This window comes from Sphingomonas sp., assembly GCF_031380695.1.
GTDB lineage: Bacteria > Pseudomonadota > Alphaproteobacteria > Sphingomonadales > Sphingomonadaceae > Sphingomicrobium.
Genome location: NZ_JANMWY010000217.1, coordinates 1 through 4531, shown reverse-complemented (window position 1 = coordinate 4531; position 4531 = coordinate 1). Strand labels below are relative to the sequence as shown.

Sequence of the window (4531 nt, the reverse complement as noted above, 5' to 3'; positions counted from 1 at the left end):
GACTCGCGCACCAGCAGCATCGGCGTGTGGTTCAATCACGACAACACCACCAGCAGCTGGACCGATGGTCCGGCGGCAGGACCCAATTTTTACTCGGAGGTGTTCGGCCCCGGCAAGGATCTGGCGATTACCGGTGCGGTCGCGGCAAATCGCTCGACGAACAAATCGCTTGGCGGCAATCTCGCCTGGCATTCGGGCGGCGCGCGGATCGAACTCGACGCGCATCACTCGACCGCAGTCAGCAAGCCGACGTCACCGTATGGCAGCAACATCGCCGTCGGTAGCGCGATCTTCGGAGTTCAGTCGCAGAGGGTGGACTTCACCCACGACATACCGGTCATCTCGGTCGCGATGTATCCGGGATCAGAAATCAACGCCGCCAACATCCGTCCGGCCGGTAACGCCTTCCGCAATGCCTTCATGAGCGACCGGATCAACGAAGCCTCGATCAAGGCCGGCTATGACTTCGACACCTCGTTCATCAAGAGCATCGACTTCGGCGCGACCTTTACCGACAACAAGGTGCGCACGGCATTCGGCAATATCCAGAACGACACGTGGGGCGGCACCCTGTCCGCTGCCGACACGCCCGACGATCTCTACTCGATCGTCGGCCTGCCCGCCCGGCTGGCGGGGATGGAAGGGTCGAACGACCCGGCGATCATTCCCAACTATTTCCAGGTCAATACCGTCGGGTTGATCAACCTGCTGCAGAGCAGACTGAACATCTGCGGTGCCTCGGCGGTGCCGGGTTCTTGTCTGGCCAAATATCAGGTCGACCGCCGCATCCGCGAAAAGTCGATTGCGCCCTACATCCAGTCGACCCACACCTTCAACCTGTTCAACAATCCGTCGCATCTGCGGCTCGGATTGCGCTATGAGCGGACGAAGATTGTAAGCTCGGCCCTGGTGCCCGTTCCGCCCGGAACCGTGTTGGTTTCGTTCAATGAGATTTCGATCCTCAATGCGACGACATCGGACTTCACGACGTTGAAGGGCGACTACAAGAACTGGTTACCGGCATTCGACTTTGACGTATCGCCAATGCGCAATTTCAAGTTGCGCGCGTCCTACAGCCACACCATCACGCGCGCCGATTATGGCAGCTTGCAGGGCGGCCTAACGGTCAACTCGCCCGCCCGCCCCAACGGCGGCAGCACCGGCGCCAGCGGCAACCCGGGATTGCTTCCCTACAAATCGAAGAACATCGATCTGTCGGCCGAATGGTATTATGGCCGCGAAAGCTATGTCTCGATCGGCTTCTTCCACAAGACGGTAAGTCAATTCATCGGGACCACAACGACGCAGAGTCAGCAATTCGGCCTGACCAATCCCGGCCAAGGCGCAGCTTTCAATGCTGCCCGAGCGGCCTTAGGACCGAATGCGAGCTTCCAGCAGATTTTGGGCTATATTCAGACAAACTTTCCAGCCCTCTATGTCGCGGGTTCGGTTCCCGGCATTCGCGGCGCGGCGGGCGATCCGGCCTTGGTCTTCACCGTCGGCCAGCCCGGCAACAGTGACCAGATCGCACATCTCAAGGGATTCGAATTCGCGGTCCAGCACAGTTTCTGGAACACGGGGTTTGGCGCGATCCTGAATTATACGATCGTCAAGAGCGACACCAAGTACAACAACGCGCTGCGTTACACCGTCACACAATTCGCGGTGCCTGGGGCGAGCGACAGCGCGAATGCAGTCCTGTTCTACGACAAGGGCGGTCTGCAGGCGCGCGTTGCCTACAACTGGCGCGCCGGGTTCCTGTCTGGCTATGGTCTCGATCCCTACTACGTCAATTCCTATGGTCAGTTCGACGCCAGCGCGAGCTACGAGTTCCGCAAGGGGCTGACGGCTTTCGTCGAAGGTATCAACATCACCAACGCCGATCGGCGCGGTCACCAGCGCAACAACCAGACGGTGTTCTTCGCGGCGCCTGGCTATGCTCGCTACGCTGCGGGCGTTCGATTTAGCTTTTAAGGCGGTGGGCTTGCTTCCGCTCAATCCGTGACAGAGAGTCGCCCCGTTGATCCGGGGTGGCTCTCTTGCCATTGGCGGGCGCTCGACAGGCGAGGTAGATGAAGCGGCCAGATCATCCCGAGGCAACCGGCCCCGTCCAGCGCATCGTCATCATCGGCGGTGGAACGGCCGGCTGGCTCGCCGCCGCAGTGCTGGCGGCGTCACGCTTTCCGGCTGGTTCGGCGTTGGCCAAGTCGATCACGCTCATTGAATCGCCCGATATCGCGACGGTCGGCGTCGGCGAGGGGACCTGGCCAACGATGCGGGCGACGTTGGCCGCGATCGGTATTTCCGAGTCGGAGTTTCTGACCACCTGCGATGCGTCGTTCAAACAGGGATCGCGCTTCGACGGGTGGCGCGACGCTACCGCCGGCGATTCCTACCTCCACCCGTTCACGCCGCCGCCCGCCCTGGAACCGAGCGTATTGATCGCGGCGTGGCAGGGCGAGGCCCCAGGCGCGTGCTTCGCCAACGCGCTCACCGCGCAAGCGGAGCTCTGCGCCTTGGGCCTGGCTCCACGACAGCGTTCGATGCCCGGCTATGCCGGCGCGGTAAATTATGGCTATCATCTCGACGCCGTGAAGCTGGCGGCGCTGCTCGCTCGTCATGCGGTCGAGCGACTGGGCGTGACTCATCTCCAAGACCAGGTCGAGGGGATCGAGCCATACGACGACGGCGATATTGCGGCGGTACTCACGCGCAATCACGGACGCGTCGCGGGTGACCTGTTCATCGACTGCACCGGTCATGCCGCGCTGCTGATCGCTGGCCATTACGGGGTCGGCTGGGTCGATCGCGGCGCCGTCTTGTTCAACGATCGCGCGCTGGCCGTGCAAGTTCCGGTGCCGGAGGGGTCGCCGATCGCGTCGCAGACCATCGGCACCGCGCATGAAGCGGGCTGGCTGTGGGACATCGGCCTGCCGACCCGGCGCGGAATTGGTTGCGTCTACTCCTCCCGCTTTCTCGATGATGATCGCGCCGAGGCGATCTTGCGCGAGTATATCGCCCGCACTGCGCCGCACGCCGACCACGCCGCGCTGACCCCGCGCAAGCTCGCCTTCCCGACCGGCCACCGCGAGCGGTTCTGGGTCGGGAATTGCGTCGCGATGGGATTGGCGGCTGGCTTTATCGAGCCGCTCGAAGCGTCGGCGATCGTGCTGATCGAATTGTCGCTGCGCGCGCTAGTCGACAATTTCCCAGCCAGACGCGCGGCGATGCCGATCCAGGCGCGCCGCTTCAATATGCTATTCCGTGAGCGCTGGGACCGCATCGTCGATTTCCTCAAACTTCATTATCTGCTCAGCGAGCGGACCGAGCCTTATTGGCTGGCGCATCGCGATCCGGCTTCTGTCCCGCCGGGCCTGGCCGAATTGGTCGAACTGTGGCGCGACCAGCCGCCGTCGGCCTATGACTTCCCGCTCACCGAAGAAATGTTTCCGGCGGCCAGCTATCAATATGTCTATTATGGCATGGGCGGCGCCACTGCGATCGCGACCGGCGCGGAGGCCGCAAAGCTCGATCCGGCGATCCGCCAGCGAGCGCGGGCGCTGGCCGCCGCGATGCCGACCAATCGCGCCTATCTCGATGCCCTTCGAGGGGCGGCGTTAACAAGCCAGGAAGTCCATTGCGCATGAGCGACCACCAAATTCTTGACAGCGTCGCCCACCGTGACCTCAGGGTCGAACCCGGTGCAGACGCCGAGTTGGGCGACGGGGTCATGGCGTGCCTCGCCGTGCCAAGCGAATTTCGCCGCCTGCAGAACAGCTTTCCGATTCTGTTCCGGCGCGATCTGGAACGCGATGTATTTTCCGCGCTCGCGCTGATGGGATTCGAGCAGGGCGAGAACTTGTTCCTTGAGAATGGTCGCTGGGACGCCGCCTATCGGCCGCTCGCGCTGTCTATCCAGCCGTTCCTCGTCGGTCGCCCGGCCAGCGGCGACGGTCCGGGACAGGTTCATGTCGATATGGGCCACGCTCGCATTGCCCGGAATGGCGAGGGAATGCGCCTGTTCGACGACCATGGCGCGCAGACCCCTTATCTCGAGGTAATTGCCGGGCAACTCGGTGAATTGGACGAAGGCTATCGCGGGTCCGGCGCCTTCTTCGCGGCGCTGCAGCGATATGAATTGCTCGAACCCTTTTCGCTCGATGTCGAACTGGATGACGGATCGACCCAGCGCATGGTCGGCTATCATCTGATCGACGAGGACAAGCTGCGCGCGCTCGACGCGGCGGCACTCGGCGACCTGCACGCAGCGGGACATCTCATGCCGATGTTCATGGCCCTGGCCTCGCTGTCCAACATTCCCGCCCTGATCGCGCGAAAGAACCGCAGGATCGGGCGTGGCTGAAGCGGCCGTCCTTGATTTCGAAACACTGCCTCGAATTCGCGAGGAGGCCGTCGCAAGCGGAGCGGCCCTCGACGCACGGCTCAGGGGCGCGGTAGCCCCATTCGTCGTACGCGGCCTGGCCGCCGACTGGCCACTGGTAAAGGCCGGGCGCGTTTCCGGCGGCGAGGC

General features: G+C 63.0%; 3 protein-coding genes. All 3 read left to right on the top strand.

Features of this window, described 5'->3' with window-relative positions:
- Positions 1 to 1974: TonB-dependent receptor domain-containing protein (locus RMN84_RS07890; RefSeq protein WP_309611628.1), on the top strand; the 1974-nt coding region annotated here is incomplete at its 5' end.
- Positions 1975 to 2072: 98 nt separating this feature from the next.
- Entirely contained in the window at positions 2073 to 3647 is a 1575-nt protein-coding gene (locus RMN84_RS07885) for a tryptophan 7-halogenase (RefSeq protein WP_309611627.1), read from the top strand.
- Complete coding sequence (locus tag RMN84_RS07880; protein WP_309611626.1) at positions 3644 to 4363, top strand: SapC family protein; 720 nt, start codon at positions 3644 to 3646, stop codon at positions 4361 to 4363. Before RMN84_RS07885 ends, RMN84_RS07880 begins: the two co-directional genes overlap by 4 nt.
- The last annotated feature ends 168 nt before the right edge of the window (positions 4364 to 4531 follow it).